Origin of the sequence: Victivallis lenta, from assembly GCF_009695545.1 — a bacterium.
Taxonomy (GTDB): domain Bacteria; phylum Verrucomicrobiota; class Lentisphaeria; order Victivallales; family Victivallaceae; genus Victivallis; species Victivallis lenta.
Genome location: NZ_VUNS01000005.1, coordinates 1 through 22,327 on the forward strand (window position 1 = coordinate 1; position 22,327 = coordinate 22,327).

The following is a 22,327-nucleotide window of genomic DNA, read 5'->3' on the forward strand; positions in this document are numbered from 1 at the left end:
GCATTTGACTGTTCGGATTAGCAGGAAATTGTTGGCACATTCCATCAATTGCTGTATCAATCAGAAATATGGGAATCCGCTTCTACAATTTGAACGGATTTTTTGTTAAAAAACTTGCACACGGCGTGAAATAGAAACAATGGACGAACACGACATGCAGTGTCGGGCACGATCTCTCAGAGAGCGGAGCGGGGGGCTCCGAAAAGTACCCGAAGTTTTACCCCGGAAGGCCCGAGATTCGTGGCCGGAGATAAAGCAACTTTTCAGGGAACATGGGAGGGCGCGGTAGATTTTATCGAATTTATGGATTCAGTGCAGATTTTCAACAATAGGAAGAGGTTGATCATTATGAAAAAACGGGGTTTCACACTTATAGAGCTTCTGGTCGTCATCGCGATCATCGCGATTCTTGCCGCCATGTTGTTGCCGGCGCTTCAAAAGGCGCGCTCTTCTGCAACGAAGACTGCCTGCGTCAATAATTTAAAACAGATCGGCGCCGCGCTTGCCATGTATGCGGGTGACCAGCAAAATTTCCCGCCTGGCGATCAGCAGGAGATGGAGGCGTATAACCTGCAGCGCTGGTATCACCGCATTCGTCCCTATCTCGGCAGCAGCGAGGTGGTGACCGATTGGGTGCGGGCGACCGAAACGGGCAGGGAGGGAGCGCTTTTCTGCAAGGCTACCGAAGTGGTTTTCGGCAATGACGGGCTTTCCAATACAGTCTCTTACGCGATGAACTCTTTTTCCACGCTTTCGCGAGATTTCGGCTTCCGTCCGTCGCGGCTCGCGTACGATCCTTCGCAATGGTGGGAGAATTACATGGTGCGGCCTGAATCCCGTTCGCCGCGCATTGCAAACAGCAAAATCATCTTTGTCAGCGAACTCGGCCATCTGAGCGACGGTTATACGCATCCGTCGATCCGCACCCGGGACAACTATTTCGGGCTCGACGGCAGCACCTCGGCCGATCTGCGTCACGGCGGCAAGAATGCACTGATGTTCGACCTGCATGTCGAATTCGTCACTCCGCCGAAAGTGGCGGAGGGGCTTTATCTGTACTGATCGTGAAAGTAGTTTCGTCATGCATTTGATTTCTCCTGCTCTGAAGGTTCTCCTGTATGGGAAACGGGCCGTGGCCGGACAGATCGTCACCGCCCTGATCGCCGGTTCCGCGCTGTTCGCAGCCGCCGGCGAACCGGTCGTCCTGAAGAATTTCACCGACTCCGCGCGCTGCACGCTGAAGAAGCCGTTCGCTTCCCTGTCGGCGGACGGCGTGACGCTGCGGATCGACACGACGGCAAGCGAAAACGAGTGGAATCCGGTTTTCCTGACCAATCCCGGCGTGCTGAAACCGTCCACCGCCTACGTCGCGACCTTCCGCTGCCGGGTGGAAGAGCCCGATATGAATGCGAAGTGCCTGTGTTTTCTCTGCCGTCCTGTTTCCGCCGAGGGTTCTGCGCTTGATACGATGTGGGAACAAGGCGGCGGCAGCGCCTCTTTCCGGCCGGTCAGGATCAAATTTCGCACCGGGAACGCCGCGGACTATGCGTTCCAGATCCATACCCACCGGAAGCTGAAGGGGGAAATCACCGATTTCCGGCTGGTCGAAGGGCTCGGCGAAGATTACTACCCTGCGACGCCGGACGCCGCCCCCTGCACGGATTCGCCGGGACCGCTGCCGACCGGGGCGAAGGAGTTTTCGGTCCATCCGCCGTCGAATCCGGGCGGCGCCGTCGTCGAAGCGGCCGCCTTCGGCCTCTCCGCCGACGCGGCCGACAACGTCGATGCGCTGAACCGCGCTCTCGAACACTGCCGGGAAACCGGGGCGGCGAAACTGGCCGTCGCTCCCGGAACTTACCGGATGACCGCCGACCGGCCGGTCAGGCTCGAACGGATGCGGGATTTCATCTTCGATGGCGGCGGCGCGACATTCGTCTGGCACAAGAAACGCGAAGCGAATTTCCGGCTCGACGGCTGCGAGCGGGTCGTCATGCGCAATTTCAAAATGGACTGGGAGTGGGAGAAGGACCCGCTGGCCAGCCTGGTCGAAGTCGTCGACGCCTCCGACAGTCGCGTCGACTTCCGCTTCTGCGAATATGAGACGTTTCCGCGCCGCGATGTGCGGGTCATCGTCGTTTCCAGCTACGACCCGGCCACGAAATCGGTCGGAATCGAAGGAGGCTTCGACTGCTTTGCAGAACAGAAAGGTGTCGAAACGGAGTGGCTTTCGGAGAATGTGCTTCGGATGCACGGTAAAAACTTGCCGCTTTTCCGCAAGGGGCAACTTTTCCGCATGCAGCACTACTACTACGACATGGACGGTTTCGTCATGAGCGACAACCGCCACCTGACGCTTGAAGATATCGATGTTTACTCCTGCGCCGGAAGTGCTTTTGTGATCAGCGGCCTCCAGCAGTACTGGGAATTCCGGAGAGTCAACATCGCCGCGCCGGCCGGAGTGCCGCGCCGGCTCATCACCTGTGCGGGCGATCACTGTCACATCAGGCGTTCGCGCGGATTCTTCAAGATGGAGGATTGCGAATTCAGCCTCGGCGCGGACGACTGCCTGAATGCGCACGATACCTCCGGTTACGCCGAAAAATCCGGCACGCACTCGGTTACGACGCGGAACGTCACATCCATCGACACCTTCCGCCCCGGCGCGCCGGTTGAACTCCGTCACGGCGACTACTCCCCGACCGGCTTCCGTTCCGCGGTCAAATCGGTCCGCCCCGTCGATGCGGAAAAGGGGATGCACGAGATCACCTTCGAAGACCCGGTTCCGGAGCCGGTCGATTGCGGCTTCATCCTGTTCAACTGGACCTACGACACACGGAACATCATCGTGCGGAACTGCTTCTTCCACGACAACCGTGCGCGCGGCATCCTGCTGCTCGGACGCGACATCACGCTCGAAAACAACCATTTCCGGCACAACGACATGGGAGCGGTCAAAATCGAAACCGGTTATACCTTCAATCTGTGGAGCGAAGGGTACGGCGCGGACAACATCGTCGTGCGGAACAACCGCTTCGACAGCGTGAATCCGCGCGGCGCCGGCAGCGGCGGCAAGGCGCGCGACATCTACATGGGCGTCTACATGGAAACCGATCCGTCGATGCGGCGGACCGACTACCCGATCCTGTCGAACATCCTGTTCGAAAATAACACGTTCAAGGACAGCTACGGGCTCGTCGCCTTCATCAGTTCGGCCGGGAACGTGACCTTCCGGAACAACACCTTCACGAATCCGACCCCGCGCCGGGACCCGCTGCCCTACCGCGCCGCGTTTTACGTGACCAACGCAACCGGAGTCAGGATCGTGAACAACCGCTACATCGCTTCGCCGAACGTGCCGAATCCCGGCGTCTACGCCGACCCCGATTCCGTAAAGGGACTCGTCGCCGCCGGAAACACGGTCGTCAGCGAATAGTCCGGGCATTGTCCGCCGCCGGGACCTCCGGCCGCAGCAGCGGCCGGAACGTCCCGAGGCCGCTTTGCACGAGAAGCGCGATCACGGCGTCGACATTGCCGGAGTCGACCGGCAGCAGCGGTGCGATCTCCTCTCCCCGGCGGTTCTCCCCGTCGTCCCCCACCCTTTTCAGCTCTTCCGGCAGCAGGGAGGCGAGATCGAGGTGCGGCAGCTTCAGCGCCTCGATTCCGGCGCCGGCGAGGCGGCCGTCGCGGAGCGAATACAAGCGGCTCATCACCGCGCGGTCGCCGGGCTGTCGCTGCGGCTGCCCGGCGATTACCGGATCTATGCGCTCCGGCCGGACGGCAGCCGCGGCGCCGAATTGAAACCGGAACGCTCCGGCGGAGAGCTCCGGCTTTCGCTCGACAACTTCAGGGACGGGAATGCGCTTGCGTATGAACTGGTCCGGAACAGGTGAAATGCGGCGGATCCCGTCGGAAATCCGCTCTTTTTTGTATTGATTTTATATGAAATAATAAAAAAACTGTATTTCCCTGTTGACATTGGTTTCGACTTCGATCATAATATTAACACTGGAGGACATTGACAGATCATCCGGGCAGGCGGGCCGCGTTCCGGGGCAGGCATGGAGAATCAGGCGCGAAACGGGTGGAAGGAGATCAGTCTTATAATCACAATTATGTTTATCATCCTCAAGGATAAAGTCGCTTATTCGCAACAGAGCAACAACGGAGGCAGATCATGAAGAGCAGTCTATTTCATCAAATTGATAAACATAATTGTGATTATAGGTATATTAAGGATGCGGGAAGGGGCCGCTTTACTTTGATCGAACTTCTGGTCGTCATCGCCATCATCGCGATTCTGGCCTCTATGCTGCTGCCGGCGCTGAACCAGGCGCGGTCGCGGGCGAAGGATATTCAGTGTACCGGCAATCAGAAGCAGCTCGGCAGCTATCTGATGATGTATATCGACCAGAATCGCGGCATCGTTCCGGCGGTCAACGGCAATTACGGCGGGACCAGCGGCAAGTGGCTCGATGTCTGCGTTGTGCTGGCGACCGGCCGGGCTCCCGGAGATAACCTGCACCTGACGAAAAAGGGCACGCTGTATTACGCCAACGGTGTTTTCGGCTGCCCTTCGATGCCGGGCATCTCCGGAGGCGTGAATTATGCGTACAGCCGCCATTACGGCATCAACAACTGGTTCGCCTCCGACGGCGGCGGCGACAATAACAACGTCGGCTGGAAGCGGCAGCGCAACTACCGGATCATCCGGACTCCTTCGCGCCGGGCCGCGTTCTTCGACATCGACCGCTGCAGCGACGGCAGCTGGATCAATCCGTTTGCCTCGGACCGCAATCAGATGGTCCAGAAGCCCGCGACCGGCGGCGCCTGGCGTCATTACGGCGGCAAGGGGGCGAATGTATCTTTTGCCGACGGCCATGTCGAAGCGCGCCGCGTGGATGAGATCCCGCAGACGCAGACGGTTGACGGCGGCTATTTCTGGAAAGGCACCGGCGGCGAGGCCGAATACTGAGTGAAGGACAAGAATATGATCTGGAATAAATTCAAACTTGATACGGCGAAGAATCTGCCGCTCTACCGGCTGCTGGCGGACCGCCTCCGGCAGATGATCGTCGTCGGCAGCCTCGCCCCGGGCGAAAAGCTCCCGAGTTCGCGGGAACTGCAGAAGCTGCTCTGCGTCAGTGCGATCACCATAGAAAGCGGACTCAACGCGCTGGTGGAGGAAGGCTTTCTCTGCCGCCGTCCGCGCTGCGGCACGTTCGTCGCCGAGACGCTGCCGGGAGCCGGCGTGAAAATCGATCCGCCGAAGTGCATCTATGCGATTTTTTCGAATATGAGCGTGGTTTCCGGCTACTGGTTTCTCGTTCTCGGCGAGCTTGAGCGGCAGTTCCGGGCGGCCGGTTATCAGGTGTGCTTCCGTCAACAGGAGGCGGGAGCTCCGGTTCCGGTGGAGATTTCGCTGTACCGCGACTGCGCCGGGATTGTGCTCTGCGGCTACAATTCGCTGGCTTATACCTGCGAAATTCAGAAGCGGAACATGCCGGTGGTGCTGATCGGCAGCCTCGATACCGAGAGCGACAGCGAGGAAAACCTCGATATGGTGGTTCACAACGACCGCGAGCGCGCGATGATTTCGACCGCGCATCTGCTCGATCTCGGTCACCGGCGGATCGCCTGCGTGACCGGCCCGGCCCACAGCAAATTCGCCGCGAAGCAGAAAGCCGGATTCCTGGATGCGATGCGCGATTACGACCTCGTTCCGGACGCGGCGGACTATTTCGACATTCCGGACCTCGAGTACGAAGACGGCGTGAAGGTCGGTTACGAGATCTTCTGCCGCCGCAACCGCCCCACCGCGATTTTCGCCGGAAACGACCGGGTGGCGATCGGAATCATCGCCACGGCCGAGAAGCTCGGATTCCCGGTTCCCGAGGAGTTTTCGATCATCGGCTGCGGCGGCCTGATACTCGGCGGAGTTCCGCACACGCCGGCGCTGACCACGACGGTCAGTCTGCCGGAGGAGAGTGCCCGGATTGCCGCCGAAAAGCTGTTCCGGCAGATCCGCGATCCGGAAGCGCCGCGCGGAACGACGGTCGTCCGCGTCAGCACAATCAGTTTCGGTGAGACCACCATGGTCTGCAGGAGCGGAATTCCGGGCGGCATCGTGCCGGCGGAACCGGTCCGCCTTGCTTCGGTCTGACCGATCTCATTCAACACGGAACAAACGGAGAACAGGAAGATGTCCATGTCTGCACGCAGCGTATTGATTCTTGCGGCGGCTGCCGCGCTGCCGCTTACGGCGGCGGAACTGCCGCAGGGCGTCAGATTCGACCGGAACGGGTCGTTCCGGGTCGGCGACGCCGAGTTTTACATCCAGAACTACTCGCCGAGCTGGACTCCGGCCGCCAACGGCAGCTGGAAGGAGCTCAAAACGAAACTCGACAAAAGCGGCCTGTCGCTCTCCGCCGTCATGCGGGTCGGCACCCAATCGGCCGCCGTGACCGAGGCGGTCACGCCGACCGGGGAGAACGCGTTCCGGCTCAAGTTCGACGCGAAGTTCGCCGAGAAGGCGACCGTGAACGCGCTGCACGGCGTGTTCGTGATTCCGGCAGGCGAAATGACCGTCACGGTCGACGGAAAACCGGTCGTGCTTCCGGCCGAATACAGAGAGATGACCGTTTACGGCAACAGCAAGGCGAAGGAACTGCGTTTCACGGCCGCCGGCGGCGCCGGAATCACGGTCTCCGGCGACCCGCTGAAGCTGACCATTCAGGACAATCGCAAGTTCGGCAACGAAACCTTCGCGCTCCGATTCGGCGCCACGCCGAACGCGGGGCAGATGACCGAGGCGTCGTTGACGCTCGATTTCAAAATCGATCCGGTCAGGACCCGGAAGGTCGATCTCGCGCCGGCGGCCAACGCCGGTTTTGCCGACGAGGTCGTGTATGACGGCAAAGGCGGCTGGACCGACCAGGGGCCGGACAACGACCTGCGGATGATCCGGCCCGGTACGGTCGAGGTCGACAGCCTCGCGTTCGATATCATCGACCCTGCGAAGAACGGGGGCCGGGGCGCTCTTGTGCTGAGCGGGAAGAACCGTAAATTCACCGGTTCCGCCGCTTCGCTCGCGCTGCCGGAGAACGAGGCCGGAGCGGTCAATCTGCTGCATGCCTCGGCCTGGACGCCGAAGGCCGGGGAACCGCTCGGTTCGATTGTCGCGGAGTATGCGGACGGCTCCTCCGAACGGATTCCGGTTCGCGCCCGGACCGACTGCGGCAACTGGTGGAATCCGTCGGCGGGCGGGAATGCCGTGGTCGGCTGGAGCGCCGAGAACCCGGAGTCGCTGGTCGGGCTTTACGCTTCGAGCTTCGCTCTGAAAAAAACGGGGCCGGTTTCGCTCCGTTTCGAGGCCGCATCTCCGGATGCGGTCTGGATGATCGCCGCGGTGACGCTCTCCGACCGCCCGGTCCGTTTTCTCGCCGTCAGCGACAAGCCATTGGAGATCAAAGCGAATTATCAGTGGAAGCCGTTGAACTACAAGCGGGTGATCCGCAAAGGCAGTGCGCTTGACTTTTCATTCCTCGCCGATGCGCCGGCCGGGAAATACGGCTTCATCCGGCCGACGGCGGCCGGCACGCTGACCTTCGAGAAGGCTCCCGGCAAGCGCATCCGCCTCTACGGGCCGAACCTCTGCTTCACGGCGAGCTATCTGACGAAGGAGGCGGTCGATCAGCTGGCCGACTATTTCGTCTACTGCGGCTACAACACGGTGCGGATTCATCACCACGATACGCTGCTGCTGGACCCGAAGGCCCCGGATACGCTGACCTTGAGCGCCGAACAGCTCGACAAACTCGACTACCTGTTCTTCCGGATGAAGGAGAAGGGGCTCTACATCACGACCGACCTCTATACGAACCGCACCTTCAAGCCCGGCGACAACATTCCGGAGTGCGATTTCTACGACCAGCGCCAGATGAAGATGCTGATCCCGGTCAGCCGTGCCGCAATGGCGAGCTGGAAGGAGTTTGCGAAACGCTGGATGACCCACCGGAATCCGTACACCGGGCTCACCTGGGCCGAGGACCCGGCGCTCTACTGCATCAACCTGATCAACGAAGAGACGCTGACCAATAACTGGAGCCGTACGCCGTCGAGCGTGAAACTTTACGAAGAGGCATTCAGAAAGTATTGCGCGGAGAAGAAGCTGCCCGGGAGCAGCGCGTCGAACGGCAACCCGGTTTTCCGCCGTTTCCTGCATGAGCTTCAGGAGGCGGTCCTTGCCGAGCAGATCCGGTTCGTGAAGGACGAACTCAAGATGAAGTCGCTGGTCACGAGTTTGAATTACATCAGCGATATTCCGCTGACGCTGCTGCGCAGGCGTTTCGACGTGGTCGACAATCACTCGTATTTCGATCATCCCGGATTCCCCGAGAAGCAGTGGAGTCTGCCTTACAGCTACGGACAGGCGTCGGCGATCAGCCGCATGGCGGTCGTGCCGCGCGGCATGATGGCGAGCCGTCTGCCCGGCAAGCCGTTTCTGGTGACTGAGTTCAACTATTGCAACCCGAATATCTACCGCGCCGAGGGCGGCCCGCTGATCGGCGGATACGCCGCGCTCCAGGACTGGGATGCGCTCTACCGTTTCGCGTGGAGCCACGGTTCGGGCAGCATTTACAAGGTCGGCGGAGCTTACGGCTTCGACGCGGCGAACGACCCGATGGCGCAGCTTTCGGACCGCATTGCGATCGCGATGTTCCGGCGCGGCGACGTCGAAGCGGCGAAGGTCACCTACGCCTACACGGTTCCGCAAGACTGCTTCGAGCAGAATCTCACCGCCGACTTTCCGAATCTTTTCACGAATCTCGGGCTGATTGCCGCGATCGGCTCGGTGCCGCAGGGCGACCGGGAAATTCCGCCCGGTGTGATCGAGCTCTCTCCCGCCGATTCGACGAAACCGGCGCTGCTGAAGGATGCGAAGACCGCCGCGCTCTGGGAGCAGGCGAACAAGGAGAAGCTCGCCGTGAGCGCGACCGGCCAGCTCCGGCTCGACGGCAGGGCGAACAGCTTCACGGTCACCACGCCGCGGACTGAATCGGTCACGCTGAAGTCCGGCAGCCTCGCCGCCGGGACGCTGAGAATCCGGAATGCGAGCTGCTTCCAGACCGTCGCCGCGATCTCGCTCGACGGCAAGGCGCTGGCGGAGAGCGATTCGGTTTTGGTCGTCCAGCTCACGAACCTGTCGAATACCGGAATCCTGTTCGGGAATGAGTCGAAGCGGCTGGTGAAGAAAACCGGAGCGCTGCCGCTGCTGATTCTCAAGGGGAGCGCCACGGTCGAGCTCGCCTCCGCGAAGCCGTACAGAGTGACCGCGCTCGACTGCGACGGAACTCCCTACGGCACGGTGGAGGGAAGCTTCTCGAACGGCGTTTACAGTTTCAAGGCCGACACCACGCTCTTCCCCGGCGGCGTCATGGCCTATCACCTGACCCGCTGATTCCGGCGGGAGAACAGGCCCGGCATTTTGCGATGCCGGGCTTTTTGCGTCATTCCGTCAGGCGGATGCGGCGGAATAGCGACGGATTCTTGAAGGGAGAGAGTCCCGGCGACAGGGCCGCAAAGTAGTTCGCCACACCGTCGTCGCGGTCGTGAAAGACCGCGTTGAACCCGGCGATTCCGCCGGGACGCGGTCCGAGCGGCGCAAGCTCGCTCCACGGAATCCGGACCCGGTAAAGGATTTTCCCGTCCTCGCGGGTCACGGCCGTTTCGAGCCGTCCGGCCACGTCGCCGCTTTCGAGTCCGGCGACGGCCTGCCAGCACCACGGGGAGCGGCCGAAGGCGGCGCCGAATTCGCAGTCGTTGCCGTCGTAACCGCTGCGCGGACGCGCGTCGTTGCCGCAGTCGAAAGCGAACTGCATCGAATCTCCGCGCCAGATTTCGGCGCCGGAGAACGGCTGTTCGAATTGGTCGTCTTTCACTTCGGCCAGCAGATAGAGCCCGTTCCGGTCCCAGGCGAGGAACAGCCGGGCGGAGAGGTCCTCCGGTCCCCGCCAGCTGATGAACGGGTCGGGAGGCTGGATCTGGTTGCGTTCGTCGAGGACGATTTGCGGCGAAAGCCGGTCGAACGGAACGGTTTTCCAGTCCAGCCCGCCGAGCGGCCTGATGTCCAGCATCGGCGGCGCCGTGATCCGGGTCCGGGTTTCGCTTCCGGCAGAGGGACGGAATACGAGTTCGAGCTCCCGCCCGGCAGCCGGCAGGGGAGCCGCGAGCGGCAGCTTCAGCTCGCGCAGCTCGCGCGGCCTGAGGGTCAGCTGCACGGTCGGGCCGCCGTCCGCCTGGAGTGTGCCGGTCCAGTTTTCGGCAAGGTTGTTGCGGATCGACAGCGCCAGCGTCCGGTCGTCGGCCGGGTGGCCCTGGACAGTGAGCGGCTTTTGCCGGGCAAGCTGCCGCAGGATCTCCTGCCGCTGTTCCGGCGAGGTGATCTCAAGATAATACGGCGCTTCGCCGGGGACGAAGCCGCCCTTATGGCGGCTGCCGTACAGATTGCGGACCCCGGCTCCGCGCGGATCGACCGGCTGCGCATCCGGTTCCGGCTCCGGCGACCAGACGGCGAGGTATTCGCGGCTGCCGTTTTTCCAGCCGGCCGCCTTGATTTCACCGTCGAGCAGAAGCTCGCTTTTTTCCGCGCCGTCGAGGATCGAACCGAGCGCCGCGAAGGCGGCGACGGCCGGGAGGGGGCGCAGGCCGTTGTCGTTCCGCCAGATGCCGTATTCGTAGCGTCCGCCTTCGAGACAGCCCGCTCCGGTGAACCAGATGATGTGCCGGAGCTCCGGCAGCGTGCGGCAGAGCAGAAAGCTCCGCGCCAGATATGCGGCCTGCCGTTCGGCCCAGACGGAATCCGGTTCTGCCGTGTAATCGAGCCCCCAGCCGAGTTCGCCTACCCAGAGTTCGCGGCACCCGCCGTATTGCCGGAGCAGTTCGGCCGCCTCCTCAAGCTGGCCGAGCACCTTGCCGTCTTCGGGGCCGGAGCAGTAACCGGCCTGCGGGCCGAGGTAGCGCGGAAACGTGTAAGGGTGGGAAGCCAGCCCGTCGATCGAGTCTGCGGCGAGGCGGAACATTTCGCGGGCGAAGCCGATTCCTTCGCCGGAGACGTTCAGCAGCAGCGGTTTGCCGGTCCGGGCGATTTCCGGATGGAACACCCTGTAGAGCGCGGCCAGGTTCGCGGCCGCTTCCCCGCGGCTGACGCCGGAGGGCTTCAGCATGGTCAGGTCCGGTTCGTTCTGCAGCTCGAAAGCGCCGGCGCGCGGCCCGTAGTGCTCCGCCGTCCAGCGCGCGAAGGCGCGGGCGGATTCGGGATCGGCGGCGAGGCCGTTCTTCTTCTCCACCCACCCCGGCAGCCGGACCATGTCGGTGATGGTGAAGAGCTGGTTCAGCCGGGAGCGGGAGCGGTTGTCGGAGGCGGCAAGTTCGCCGCGGCGCGGCTCGGCGGAGAGCCACGAAGCGGAGTTGCCGCGCGCCCAGGTCGAGCCGGCCCGCCGCATTGCGTCCTGCGGAACATAGTTGATCGCAATACCGAAAAGCCCGTCCTTTTTTCCGGGCTCGACCGGCGGGACCACCGCAAACGGCGCATGCTGTCGGGCGAGCTGTCTGCCGCGGTCGTCGCGGACCGTGATGCGAACCGGATAATAGCCGGGCTCGCGGGCAAATTCGCACGGTACGGCCACCGTTGCGGTCTTCTCCGGGACAAGGACGGTTTCGCGCAGCAGCGGGGCGTGCCCGCCGCCGGGGTCGAGCGTGATTCCGGCGCGGATTTCGCGGGCGGTGGTGTTCCGCAGCCGGATTTCGAGCACGGGCGTCGTTCCGGCGGTGACGACTTCTCCGCTGTGGCCGGTGGTTGCGTAAAGTTCCACATCGGAGCCGGCCCGGTAAGGGCCCGGCTCCGTGCCGCGTTCGAGCTGGATCGCATCGATGCGGACGTTGCCGCCCGCATTGCGCGGAACTTCAAAGGAGAGGAAGGTTTTCCGGTTTTCCCGGACCGCCGGAATTTTCAGATCGTGGCGCTTCCACTCCGGAGTCAGTTGGAATTCTTTCGAGGCCAGATTGTTCCAGTTGAGGTCGATGAGGCGCGCCGTGAGCTTCCGGCCCGGAGCTGCTTTGGCGTAAAAGCTGAGCGTGTAGTCGTTTCCGGCCCGGATCGCGTCATGCATCAGGTAGTTGCTGACCCAGGAGACGGCTTTATCCCCGCCCTTGATTTCAAGGCAGTTCGTGCCGAATGCCGCATCGGTGCGGCAGACGTCGAGCTGTTCTGGCGCATAGTAGCAGATCCAGCCGCCGATTCCGGTTTCGAAGCTTGTGTCGCCCGGAATCAGATTGACTCCGGCAGGCTGTTCCGGACGGGGGGCGGCCTGCCGGAGTTCAGCCGCGCTCCAGCGCAGGTCGTCGAGCCGGAACACGCCGCGCGGCTGACGGTAGCCGATCAGGATCAGGTCGAAGGTTTTCGTCCGGTCCGGCCGCAGATTTTTCTCCGTCCGCGCCGGACCGCCCTTGGTGTAGGCATAGGTGAATTTTTCCAGCGGAATCGTGACCTTGCGCCAGCTTCCGGCGGCGGGCGCGGGGAGAGTGCTCCGGAAGACGTCGCGCGGCTCCCCGGCCGGGGCGGCGGTCTCCAGCAGCAGCGTGCCGGGCATGGCGCCGTCGACGAGCTTGACCCGGAACTCAAGCGCCGTTGCGCCGGGAGGGATCGTGATCCGGTTCCGGGTCACGCCGCCATGGGTGACGGAACCGGGGAACGTGAATTCGAGCGAACGTTTTCCCGCCGCCGCATCCTCGCTCAGCCGGAAGGCGGGCGCTTCGGATTGCGCGTCGCACCATCCGCCCCAGCCTCGCACGCCGGTTTCGAAATCGTCGATCACCGCTGCCGCGGAGAGGAGTCCGCAGGAAAGCAGGGCCGAAAGCAGGAGCTGCCGCTTCATGTTCCTCATTTTCATTCGCGGCTCCTTACTCTTCCCAGTACCAGATGATGCGGTCCGGAACCCGCAGCAGCCCGAAGGTTTCGACATGTCCGTCGAGCATCAGGAAGTTCGCGCGGTTGTCGTGGCCGTAGCGGAGACGGGAGGTCGGATTGTCGCTGCCCTCGTTGGCCGTGTTGATTCCGAAGAAGGCGACGCCGCTGTTGGTCGTGTCGGCCAGCAGCGCGAGCGTGGTGTGGCGCCGGGTGAAGCCGCTTTTGCGGAATTTCCGGAAGGTTTCGCCGTTCATTCCGTAATGGGTCTGTGCGCCGTCCCAGTCGTTTTTGGCCGGGGCTCCCTCGGGACAGCGCCACATGCCGGCCGGAACCGTGCCCTTGCGCGCCATGGTCGGCGCGGGCTGCGTGTTGTTGAGCCCGATGCCGGTGGTGACCAGCCCGGCCCGCAGCAGCGCGACCGGCCAGCGCGGAAAGGCCGGGTCCTCCGGCCAGGAGTCCGAGACCGGATAATAGCCGTTGTAAGCGTCGGTGTAGAGCGCGAAGACCGAACCGGCCTGCTTCAGGTTGCTGACGCAGCTTGTGCTGCGCGCTTTGGCGCGCGCCTTGTTGAGCGCCGGCAGCAGCATCGACGCCAGAATCGCAATGATTGCGATCACGACCAGAAGTTCGATGAGGGTGAACAGATTGCGTCTCATATCGTTTCTCCTTTGTCTGAGGGGTTGACCAGGGTCATCGGAATCCGGATGTGGTGGGGCGGGTCGTCGGGGTCGTCGAGGATTTCAAGCATGCGGCGGGCGGCCTTGCGCCCGAGGGTGCGCGGGTCCTGAAGCAGAGCCGGGATTTCATCCTGCGAAGTGGAGTGCGAATAGGTGAAAAGCAGGATGTCCTCCGGCACCCGGATGCCGCTGAAGGCGAGGATCGAGCGGACCGCCGCCGCCGCGTCGTAGAAATCCACGATCAAAGCCGGCGGCCGCCGGCCGGAGCGGATCAGCCGGTGGGTCGCGTCGATGAAGTGGGCGATGTCGGTCGACGGAACGATGTGGATGTCCTCCTCCGGAATCGGCGGAAGGCTGCGCCGCCGGAGCTCCTGCTGATAACCGTCGATCCGGTAGGCGTTGTGGACGGAGATCATCACGCCGAAGCCGGGGCGTCGGGCCAGCAGGTATTCGCAGCCGATCCGGCAGGTTTCCGCCTCGTCCGGCCCGACCGTGTCGCAGACGATGCCGCCCGGAATGCCGGCCCCGGTGTTGACGACGAACGGGATCTTCTTCTCTTTGAGTGAATTCAGCAGTCCGACCGACGGCGCATTCAGCAAGATCACGCCGGAGAGTTCCTGCAGCCTGGACGGCGTCAGCCCGAGCGAAGCAGCTCCGGCTGCGAGGTTGATGACCGTGCTTTCGGCCTCGGCCTCCTGCAGACAGGCCTCCTGAGCCGCGATCTGGTTGCCGAAGAATTCGAGCGCCATCATATTCTTCTGTTCCGGCAGCGGGCAGATGACGATGCCGACCCGGCGTTTGACGTTCCGGTTCGCGTAATAGCCGAGTTCGCGCATGGCCGAGTTCGCGCATGGCCGCGAGCACCGATTCGCGCTTGACGCGGTTGATGCCGCGATAGTTGTTGATGACGCGCGAAACCGTGCTCTGCGACACCCCGGCCCATTTGGCGATGCTGGTGGTTGTGACGTTTTTCGCCATGAAATCCTCCCATTGATTCAACAGCTTCCGCTATCAATTATGGGCCGGATTTCATGAATATGCAATACTTTATTCAAAAAAAGTGAATATTAACTTGAATAAATTCTTTTATTTTATTCAAGCGGCGGGGCTGCGGCGGCAAAGCGGATGAAAGAGCGGTTTCGCAATAGGGCTTTCGCGACGCGCCGGCGTTTTACCGGCAGTTGCGGAATGCTCCGGGCGTACTGCCGTAGCGGGCACGGAACAGGCGGATGAAATAGGCCGGGTACGAAAAACCGCATCGGCGCGATATTTCTTCGACCGGCAGTTCGTCCCGCAGCAGTTTCGCCGCGTAGTCGAGCCGGATCGAATTCAGGTATTCGCGGACGCTCATCCCGGTCCGCGCCCGCATCAGCCGCGAGAGCTTGGCCGGGTGGATTCGCAGCGCCGCCGCGATGTCGTCGCGCGCGATATCATGGTAGAACCTCAGCTGGAGCCATTCGTCGAGGCGGCTCCAGATTCGGTCGTCTTCGGTGAACAACCGGTCGTCCTCCTCCGCGAGAAAGTCGACGCAAAGCGTCAGCAGCGCGCGGAAGGCGCATCCGGCCGCCCGTGCGCCCGGCGCCATGTGAGACATCGCGGCGACCGCCCCGAGAATCGCGGCGGAAGGCGGACGCAGCGTGTGGAAATAGACGTCCGGTCCGTTGCGCGGCGAGTCGTCGAGCTGCTCGATATACAGATAGCGGATGAACTTTTCGTAGAAGACGACCGAAATCATGCGGTGGTGCAGCTCGAAATGTTCGTCGATCCACGCGCCGGGGCGGCCGAACACAGCGTCTCCGGGTTCCAGCACGGCTTCGACCTCCCGCCCCTGCGAGCCGAAGGTGATTTTCTTGCGGCTTTCGAGCGGGATGATGAAGCGGGCGAACGGATGCAGAAACGTTCCCGATTTCGGCAGCGGCCGCGGGTCCGCGATATGGACGCTCCCGGTCAGCAGCTCCTCCGCCCGGCGCATATGGCCGGTGATTTCGGCACAGCTGGAATACATTGGCGCTCCTCCTTGTTTCCATAGTGTACTGCGGTTTTCGGATTTTTCAATGCGGGTGTTAAAAAACTATTATTGTTTTTCGTTTTTTGTCATTGCTTCTGCAGGGGCGGTTTGGTATAATTATGATAACGAAGGAAATCAAATCATGCCGGAAACGGCGCCGACGGAGGAAATCCCATGGGTAAAAAAATGTTCACACTGATCGAACTTCTGGTCGTGATCGCAATCATCGCGATCCTCGCTTCGATGCTGCTGCCCGCCTTGAACCAGGCCCGCGAACGCGCGAAGCAGGGGAGCTGCACGAACAATCTGAAGCAGATCGGCCTGGCCATGGCCATGTATGCGGCCGATTATCAGGATTACACACCGCCGGTGACCGCATTCGGAGGCGTCGGCGGGAACGGCATCCACTGGTACGCGGCCGAGGCGGACCACCCGACCTGGAGCTACATTTATCTGTCGCAGGCCCGCGGCAAAGATGCGAACGACAGCCGGGCCAAGGTGCTGCTCTGCCCGTCGGCCGGTCCGGTCCGCACCGGTACGGCGCTCCACTTCAACCACAATTACTGTTACTCCTACGAGGTCGGCGGACGCGACGACGGCGGGAACAATTATACGCGCCGCAAAGCGGTGACTGTGCCGTCTCCTTCGACCGCCTACTGCTTTTTCGACACCGCGATCGAACCGTTTACGGATGAACGCCGCTTTGCGACCTCCGAGTTCTATGCGCGCGATCTCGGCCGCACGAATCTCGACTACCGTCACGCCGGGAAGGTGAATACGCTTCTGCTCGACGGACATGTCCGGGCCAACCGTCCGCATGAGGTCAAATATTCGACCACCACGTCTCTGTGGCGGAACTACTGGCCGCGCCAGTTCTGAACGGAGGTTTCCCGATGAAATACGTTCTCCTTCCGGTACTCTGCCTGTTTGTGAACCTGCTTCCGGCCGCGACGCTCGAGATGACCGGCGAAAGCTTCGCCCCGATGATCTACGCGCACCGCAACGGCAGAGGCAGGGTGCTTGAGATGTCCGACAGTTCCGAAATCCTGAGCCGGGAACGGCGGTCGGCCGGATTCGCGCTGCTCGCTTCGGACCGCGAAGGCGACCGGGAGGTCGGCCTGACGCTGAAGCTCGTCTGGCCGGACGGCTCGGAGAGCGCCGTCGGAGAATTTCCGCCTCTCCGGCTGCGGAAGGACCGGATGCTGGTCCGGCAGTTCCGCCTGACGCTCGACGACGCCGATCTTGAAAAGCTCGCATCCTGCGATGGAACGTACAATCTTCTGCTCCTCCGGCTTGAAGCGGAATTTGCCGGCCCGGACGGGAAACCTCTTCCGGCCCTGAACGGCACGGCCGCCGTCGGATTCGACCGCGGAATGCGCCCCGGCTTTCCGAAGGCGGAAGTCGTGCGGCGCAACGGGGTTCCGACGCTGTCGGTCAACGGCGTGTTCCATCCCGGCATCTTCGGCTATGTCGGCTGGAACTGGCTCACGGCCCGGCAGAGCATCCGCGACTTCGGCAAAGCCGGTTTCCATCTGTACGAGATCGTATTCCAGCCGTGGTCGCTCTGGAAGAACGGCAAACTTGACGTCGGCGAGCTCGAACGCAAGCTGAACAGCCAGATCGTCTCGGTCGCGGCGCAGGACCCCGAGGCGATGTTTTTCCTCCGCTACTGGCTCTATGTGCCGCGCGACTGGTCGAAATTTCATCCCGGCGAGGTCATCCGCTACGACGACGGTTCGAGTGAAATTCCGCTGCTCGGCGGCCCGTGGGCGCATGCGTCCTATGCGTCGGTGCTCTGGCGCGAGGAGTACAAACGGGTGCTTCGGGAGCTGATCGCACGTCTGGAAAAGGGACCGTATGCCGATCGGGTTTTCATGGTGCGGGCCGGATACGGCAACTGCGGCGAGTGGAACGGCTTCGGCTACCACCAGAATAAATTTCCGGATTATTCGCCGCAGATGCAGGCCGCCTACCGTATGTGGCTCAAGCGGCGTTACGGCACGCTCGACGAGCTGAACCGGAGCTGGAAGAGTTCGTTCGCGGATTGGAGCCTCATCGATATCCCGTCCCGCGCCGAACGGCTGGCGGGGGAGGGGACGCTTCTGCGGACCTCGTCCGGCTCCGGCAACTGCGGCGACTACTACCGGTTTTTCAGCGATTACACCGTCGAACTGATCGGCGACTTCGGGCGGACGGTCAAGGAGGCGTCGGGCGGGAAACTGCTTTTCGGCGTCTTTTACGGCTACTTCCTGCATCATCTGACCGGAGTTCCGTACCATTCGCTTGATTCCGGCCACTATGCGATGGGGAAGCTTCTGCGTCTTCCGGAAGTCGATACCGTCTGCAGCCCGTACAATTATCACCGCCGCGAGCGGGCGATTTCGATCGGCATGCCGCTTGAGTCGATCAAGCATCACGGCAAGCTGTTCCTGGCGGAAATGGATCTGCCGACCCACCTGGCTGACGCGGAAAAGTACCACGGCACGGCGGGCGAAAGCTTTTCCTGCGACAGGGCCGAGGCGGACACCATGACGCTCTACCGTCGTGACTTCGGGCGGGTTCTGACCTGGGGCGCCGGCGGTTACTGGTACGATTTCGCGCACGGCTGGTACGAGTTCGACGCATTCCGGAAATTCATCACCGATGCGGCGCGGATCGGCCGGGCGGCGGTGAACGGCGATATGCGTTCAATAGCGGAGGTTGCGGTCATCCTCGATGAGGAGAGCGTCTTTTCCATTTCACTCCACTCCGGCGAATGGGCGAAGCAGCTGCGCGAAACGCTCGGCTGTACGCTTGAGAGCGCCGGTGCTCCGGTTGATTTCTGGCTGGCGTCGGATCTCGGCGCGGCCGTGAAGCGGGGCTACCGGCTGCTCGTCTTTGCGAACCGCTTCCGGGCGGACCCGGAGACGGACCGGATTCTGGCCGGTTTCCGGGGGACGCTTCTGCTGCTCGGCCCGGAAGAGGCGCTGCCGGAACATGCGTGTCCGCCGGGCCGCTGCCTGCACGCTCCGGCCGGGCTTTCCGCCGGCGCGGTGCGCGGCGTGCTGGACAAAGCGGGGGTTCACCGTTACGGCGGCGCGGAGAATTTCTTCGTCTACGCGAATGCATCGTACCTCGGCATCTGGCAGCCGGAGGGGAGCCGGGAGGCATGCGTCGTCACGCTGCCGGCTCCGGCGCGGCTGACCGACGCCGGGAGCGGCGAAGCGGTTTCCTTGAACGGCAGGAGTTTCCGGCTGCCTCCGTCGGAACGGCCCTGTTTCCGGCTGTACCGCGTGGAGAATCAGTAGTTGCTGCGGCTCTTGATGAAGAGCACGCGGACGAGTTTCCCGCTCCGGTTGCGCAGCTTGTGCTTGCGCGACGGCAGGATGCGCACCGCGTCGCCGGGCTCGAGGCGGAACTCCTCCTCCTCGAAAACGAGGTCCGCCTCTCCTTCGAGCAGGAATGCGATCTCCTCCTCGAAGTGCTGCGAAAAGCCGTGGTTGGTCTCCCGGTTCGGGCCGAGCACCATCATCAGCAGTTCCACGTTGGATTTCAGCGGTCCCGGCGTCAGGTTGAAGTAGACCGCGTTTTTTTCGTTCGGGTTGTGGATTCTTTCGTGCTCGGCCCGGCGGCGGATCAGCGAAGCGTTGTCGATTTCCTCGATGAACAGCGCCGAAAGCGGAATTCCGAGTGTCTTGCAGATTAATTTTAATACCGACAAACTCGGGTTGCCGATGCCGCGCTCGAGTTGGCTGACCAGCGCCGTGCTGATTCCGGAAAGCTCTGCGAACTCCCTGATGGTCAGCGAGTTTTCCTTGCGGTAATGGTGAATCCTCCTGCCGATCCGGTTTTCGATCATGCCGTGCCTCCTGCTCTTTGCTTTCCGATACTATAGCACCATTTCTGTTAAATATAATTAAATTTTGCAAAAATATTGAATTTTTCTCGGCGGGATGGTATTTTATACGGTGAAGCGGAAAGCTATAACCCCAAACGGAACTCAAAGGAGCTGTAAAATGGGAAAGACATTGGCACAGAAGATTTTCGACGCCCATACCGTCGATACGCCCGCCCCCGGCGTCCGGGTGCTGTCGCTCGACCGGGTGTTCTGCCATGAGATCACGACGCCGATCGCGATCAACGACCTTGTGGCGATCGGCAAGGACCGCGTGTTCGACCCGACGAAGATCAAGGCGGTCATCGACCACGTGACCCCGGCGAAGGATTCGAAGACCGCCGAGCAGGGCAAGACGATGCGCGAGTGGGCGAAGCGTCAGGGGATCAAAGACTTCTTCGATATCGGAGAAAACGGCGTCTGCCATGCGATTTTCCCGGAGAAGGGCTTTGTCCGCCCCGGTTTCACGGTCATCATGGGCGATTCGCACACCTGCACGCACGGCGCGTTCGGCGCATTCGCGGCCGGCGTCGGCACGACCGACCTCGAGGTCGGCATCCTGAAGGGCGTCTGCACGATGCGCGAACCGGCCACGATCAAGGTCGTGCTGAACGGCAAGCTGCGTTCCGGCGTGTTTGCGAAGGATGTGATTCTCGCGGTCATCAGGCTCCTGACCGTGAACGGCGCGACCGACAAGGTCATCGAATTCACCGGTCCCGCCGTCGATGCGATGGGGATGGATTCCCGCATGACGCTCTGCAATATGGCGATCGAGGCCGGCGGCACCTGCGGCGTCTGCTACCCCGACATGGTCACGGTCGATTTTCTCTGGCCGTTCATCAAGGACGACTTTGCGAGCAAAGAAGCGGCGCTGGCCGAGTATTCGAAATGGCTGCCGGATGCCGATGCCGTCTACGACAAGGTTGTCACCATGGACGTTTCGGAGCTCGAGCCGATGGTCACTTTCGGCTACAAGCCCGACCAGGTCAAGACCGTCCGCGAGATGGAGGGAACTCCGGTCAATCAGATCTATATCGGCAGCTGCACGAACGGCCGTCTCGAGGACCTGCGCATTGCGGCCGGAATCCTGAAAGGGAAGAAGATCAGTGAAAACGTCCGCGCGATCGTCTCTCCGGCCACGCCGAAGATCTATCGCGAGGCGTTGAAGGAAGGGCTCATCGAGATTTTCATGGAGGCCGGCTTCTGCGTGACGAATCCGACCTGCGGCGCCTGCCTCGGCATGAGCAACGGCGTGCTGGCCAACGGGGAGTCCTGCGCTTCGACCACGAACCGCAATTTCAACGGGCGCATGGGCAAGGGCGGCATGGTCCACCTCATGAGCCCGGCAACCGCCGCCGCGACCGCGATTGCCGGAGTCATCACGAATTCGCCGCTCTTCACCGGCAAATAAGCAAGGGATCAGGAAAATGAAAAACTTCAACGGAAAAATTCTGTTTCTGGACCGTTCCGACATCAACACCGACGAGATCATCCCGGCCAAATACCTGACCGAGCTGACCAAGGCGGCCCTGAAGCCGTACTGCCTCGAGGATCTTTCGCTGGCCGGATTCGACCCGAAGAAGGACATCGCCGGCAAGAGCGCGGTGGTGACCCGGGCGAATTTCGGCTGCGGCTCCTCGCGCGAGCATGCGCCGTGGGTGCTCGAATGCAACGGCATCAACATCGTGATCGCCGAGAATTTCGCGCGTATTTTCCGGCAGAACATGTTCAACTGCGGACTCATGGCGATTTCGCTCGACCGCGCCGCGATCGACGAAATTTTCAAGACTTTCGCCGGGACCGACGCGGAGCTGACCACCGACATCGAAAACCGGACCTTCACGATTTCGAACGGAGCGGTCACGAAGGTTTATCCGTTCACCGTCGGCGAATTCGACCTTGAACTCGTCAAGGCGGGCGGCTGGGTCAACTACGCCGACAGCAAATACTGACCGGCGATCCAACGCTTATGGCGACACCGCCTCCCGGAGCTATTCCGGGGGGCGGTTTCATGTTGTCCGGCTTTGCGTCGGCTGGTGAATGTGGAAAAAGCGGGCCTGCGCTTTTGCTCCGCCCGCTCTTGAGATGCCGGTTCAATCATTCCACGCATCCTGAAATGCCGGGAAATTGGTGCAGTGATAAAGGCCGAGCCCCTTCAGGTAGCCCATGTCCATTCGTTCGACATGCCCGTCGACGATGACTCCGTGGGCACGGGTGAAGCCGCTGTGGCGCAGGTGGATTACCTTGTTGGCGTTGCTGCCCGTGTTCAGGTCGCCGGTTCCGGAATGGATGTTGTAGGTTTGCGGCCAGGCGCCTCCCTGCCGGACGCTGTCGGCGCAGATGATGTCTTTCGGGTTCATGCGGTTGAGCGCCCGGTAGTAACTGCCGGCCGTTCCCGCCGGTCCCAGGGACGAGTTGCCGTCCGGAACGCCGTAGCTGCTTTGCTCGACACTCTTTGCTACCGGTTGGGTCGGACAATTCCAGAATCCGTGTTTGTTGAACTCCGCGGCGGGATCCCACGCTGTTTTGCCGTTGGAAGTGATTCCGGACAGATATCCCCATGCGTAAAAATAACTATTCCAGCGCTGAGGATAATTGACGGGAGCTGCCGCCAGCAGGAGATCCTTATTGTCGGCCGCGTAAAAAAGATGGATTGCGCCGATCTGTTTGAGGTTGTTGATGCAGGAGGTTTCCCGCGCTTTCTCCCGCGCCCTGTTCAGGGCGGGCAGCAGCAGCGCCGCCAGGATGGTGATGATCGCGATCACGACCAGAAGCTCGATCAATGTAAATTTTCCATGTCTCAT

General features: G+C 61.8%; 16 protein-coding genes. 9 read left to right on the forward strand and 7 right to left on the reverse strand.

Going from position 1 to position 22,327, the window contains the following annotated elements; all coding sequences use genetic code 11:
• Window positions 1-348: 348 nt before the first annotated feature.
• Window positions 349-1,062 carry a DUF1559 family PulG-like putative transporter gene (locus tag FYJ85_RS06400; protein ID WP_154417375.1) on the forward strand — a complete coding sequence of 238 codons (714 nt, stop codon included), beginning with the start codon at window positions 349-351 and terminating at the stop codon, window positions 1,060-1,062.
• Window positions 1,063-1,132: 70 nt separating this feature from the next.
• Window positions 1,133-3,433: a right-handed parallel beta-helix repeat-containing protein gene (locus FYJ85_RS24270; RefSeq protein WP_206213000.1), complete on the forward strand. Its 2,301-nt coding sequence runs from the start codon at window positions 1,133-1,135 to the stop codon at window positions 3,431-3,433.
• On the opposite strand, the gene FYJ85_RS06410 is transcribed toward FYJ85_RS24270, so the two are convergent.
• On the reverse strand, window positions 3,423-3,707 hold the full coding sequence (locus FYJ85_RS06410; protein ID WP_154417379.1) for a hypothetical protein: 285 nt from the start codon (window positions 3,705-3,707) through the stop codon (window positions 3,423-3,425). The genes FYJ85_RS24270 and FYJ85_RS06410 overlap by 11 nt on opposite strands.
• A 467-nt stretch (window positions 3,708-4,174) precedes the next feature.
• On the opposite strand from FYJ85_RS06410, the gene FYJ85_RS22985 reads away from it, so the two are divergent.
• From FYJ85_RS22985 to FYJ85_RS06425, 3 genes are read left to right on the forward strand one after another with little or no spacing between them, the layout of a single operon-like run.
• Entirely contained in the window at window positions 4,175-4,972 is a 798-nt protein-coding gene (locus FYJ85_RS22985) for a type II secretion system protein (protein ID WP_268878725.1), read from the forward strand.
• Window positions 4,973-4,987: 15 nt separating this feature from the next.
• On the forward strand, window positions 4,988-6,160 hold the full coding sequence (locus FYJ85_RS06420; RefSeq protein WP_154417381.1) for a LacI family DNA-binding transcriptional regulator: 1,173 nt from the start codon (window positions 4,988-4,990) through the stop codon (window positions 6,158-6,160).
• Window positions 6,161-6,205: 45 nt separating this feature from the next.
• Window positions 6,206-9,457 (forward strand): glycoside hydrolase family 5 protein, encoded by a 3,252-nt coding sequence (locus FYJ85_RS06425; protein ID WP_154417383.1) that lies wholly within the window; start codon window positions 6,206-6,208, stop codon window positions 9,455-9,457.
• Window positions 9,458-9,506: 49 nt separating this feature from the next.
• On the opposite strand, the gene FYJ85_RS06430 is transcribed toward FYJ85_RS06425, so the two are convergent.
• The 4 genes from FYJ85_RS06430 to FYJ85_RS06450 all read right to left on the reverse strand — a co-directional run bounded on the left by FYJ85_RS06430 (window position 9,507) and on the right by FYJ85_RS06450 (window position 15,646).
• Window positions 9,507-12,947: a sugar-binding protein gene (locus FYJ85_RS06430; RefSeq protein WP_177995187.1), complete on the reverse strand. Its 3,441-nt coding sequence runs from the start codon at window positions 12,945-12,947 to the stop codon at window positions 9,507-9,509.
• A gap of 10 nt (window positions 12,948-12,957) precedes the next feature.
• A complete protein-coding gene (locus tag FYJ85_RS06435) occupies window positions 12,958-13,620 on the reverse strand; it encodes a prepilin-type N-terminal cleavage/methylation domain-containing protein (RefSeq protein WP_154417387.1) in 663 nt (220 codons plus the stop codon).
• Complete coding sequence (locus tag FYJ85_RS06440; RefSeq protein WP_154417389.1) at window positions 13,617-14,477, reverse strand: substrate-binding domain-containing protein; 861 nt, start codon at window positions 14,475-14,477, stop codon at window positions 13,617-13,619. Before FYJ85_RS06440 ends, FYJ85_RS06435 begins: the two co-directional genes overlap by 4 nt.
• 335 nt (window positions 14,478-14,812) lie before the next feature.
• Complete coding sequence (locus tag FYJ85_RS06450) at window positions 14,813-15,646, reverse strand: helix-turn-helix transcriptional regulator (protein ID WP_106052592.1); 834 nt, start codon at window positions 15,644-15,646, stop codon at window positions 14,813-14,815.
• 177 nt (window positions 15,647-15,823) lie between these two features.
• Between FYJ85_RS06450 and FYJ85_RS22990 the strand changes: the two genes are divergently transcribed.
• Entirely contained in the window at window positions 15,824-16,528 is a 705-nt protein-coding gene (locus FYJ85_RS22990) for a type II secretion system protein (RefSeq protein ID WP_177995185.1), read from the forward strand.
• Window positions 16,529-16,542: 14 nt separating this feature from the next.
• Entirely contained in the window at window positions 16,543-18,936 is a 2,394-nt protein-coding gene (locus tag FYJ85_RS06460; protein ID WP_154417391.1) for a beta-galactosidase, read from the forward strand.
• Here the strand turns inward: FYJ85_RS06460 and FYJ85_RS06465 are convergent.
• Window positions 18,930-19,487 (reverse strand): helix-turn-helix domain-containing protein, encoded by a 558-nt coding sequence (locus FYJ85_RS06465; RefSeq protein ID WP_106052589.1) that lies wholly within the window; start codon window positions 19,485-19,487, stop codon window positions 18,930-18,932. The two genes, FYJ85_RS06460 and FYJ85_RS06465, sit on opposite strands and share 7 nt — an antisense overlap.
• A gap of 157 nt (window positions 19,488-19,644) precedes the next feature.
• Here FYJ85_RS06465 and FYJ85_RS06470 point away from each other — a divergent pair, with 157 nt between their 5' ends.
• Together FYJ85_RS06470 and FYJ85_RS06475 are read left to right on the forward strand one after the other, a co-directional pair.
• Window positions 19,645-20,934 (forward strand): 3-isopropylmalate dehydratase large subunit, encoded by a 1,290-nt coding sequence (locus FYJ85_RS06470; RefSeq protein WP_154417393.1) that lies wholly within the window; start codon window positions 19,645-19,647, stop codon window positions 20,932-20,934.
• Between the two features lie 16 nt (window positions 20,935-20,950).
• A complete protein-coding gene (locus FYJ85_RS06475; protein ID WP_106052587.1) occupies window positions 20,951-21,475 on the forward strand; it encodes a 3-isopropylmalate dehydratase small subunit in 525 nt (174 codons plus the stop codon).
• Window positions 21,476-21,616: 141 nt separating this feature from the next.
• Here FYJ85_RS06475 and FYJ85_RS06480 read toward each other — a convergent pair whose 3' ends face one another.
• Window positions 21,617-22,327 carry a DUF1559 family PulG-like putative transporter gene (locus FYJ85_RS06480; RefSeq protein WP_154417395.1) on the reverse strand — a complete coding sequence of 237 codons (711 nt, stop codon included), beginning with the start codon at window positions 22,325-22,327 and terminating at the stop codon, window positions 21,617-21,619.

What these genes read in the sequence shown, in the direction of transcription:
- FYJ85_RS06460 (WP_154417391.1), top strand. Translation starts at nt 16,543, where the DNA reads ATGAAATACGTTCTCCTTCCGGTACTCTGCCTGTTTGTGAACCTGCTT.
- FYJ85_RS22985 (WP_268878725.1), top strand. Translation starts at nt 4,175, where the DNA reads ATGAAGAGCAGTCTATTTCATCAAATTGATAAACATAATTGTGATTAT.
- FYJ85_RS06475 (WP_106052587.1), top strand. Translation starts at nt 20,951, where the DNA reads ATGAAAAACTTCAACGGAAAAATTCTGTTTCTGGACCGTTCCGACATC.
- FYJ85_RS06470 (WP_154417393.1), top strand. Translation starts at nt 19,645, where the DNA reads ATGGGAAAGACATTGGCACAGAAGATTTTCGACGCCCATACCGTCGAT.
- FYJ85_RS06435 (WP_154417387.1), bottom strand. Translation starts at nt 13,620, where the DNA reads ATGAGACGCAATCTGTTCACCCTCATCGAACTTCTGGTCGTGATCGCA.
- FYJ85_RS06400 (WP_154417375.1), top strand. Translation starts at nt 349, where the DNA reads ATGAAAAAACGGGGTTTCACACTTATAGAGCTTCTGGTCGTCATCGCG.
- FYJ85_RS06430 (WP_177995187.1), bottom strand. Translation starts at nt 12,947, where the DNA reads ATGAAAATGAGGAACATGAAGCGGCAGCTCCTGCTTTCGGCCCTGCTT.
- FYJ85_RS06480 (WP_154417395.1), bottom strand. Translation starts at nt 22,327, where the DNA reads ATGAGACATGGAAAATTTACATTGATCGAGCTTCTGGTCGTGATCGCG.
- FYJ85_RS06450 (WP_106052592.1), bottom strand. Translation starts at nt 15,646, where the DNA reads ATGTATTCCAGCTGTGCCGAAATCACCGGCCATATGCGCCGGGCGGAG.
- FYJ85_RS06425 (WP_154417383.1), top strand. Translation starts at nt 6,206, where the DNA reads ATGTCTGCACGCAGCGTATTGATTCTTGCGGCGGCTGCCGCGCTGCCG.
- FYJ85_RS06440 (WP_154417389.1), bottom strand. Translation starts at nt 14,477, where the DNA reads ATGCGCGAACTCGGCTATTACGCGAACCGGAACGTCAAACGCCGGGTC.
- FYJ85_RS06420 (WP_154417381.1), top strand. Translation starts at nt 4,988, where the DNA reads ATGATCTGGAATAAATTCAAACTTGATACGGCGAAGAATCTGCCGCTC.
- FYJ85_RS22990 (WP_177995185.1), top strand. Translation starts at nt 15,824, where the DNA reads ATGGGTAAAAAAATGTTCACACTGATCGAACTTCTGGTCGTGATCGCA.
- FYJ85_RS06410 (WP_154417379.1), bottom strand. Translation starts at nt 3,707, where the DNA reads ATGAGCCGCTTGTATTCGCTCCGCGACGGCCGCCTCGCCGGCGCCGGA.
- FYJ85_RS06465 (WP_106052589.1), bottom strand. Translation starts at nt 19,487, where the DNA reads ATGATCGAAAACCGGATCGGCAGGAGGATTCACCATTACCGCAAGGAA.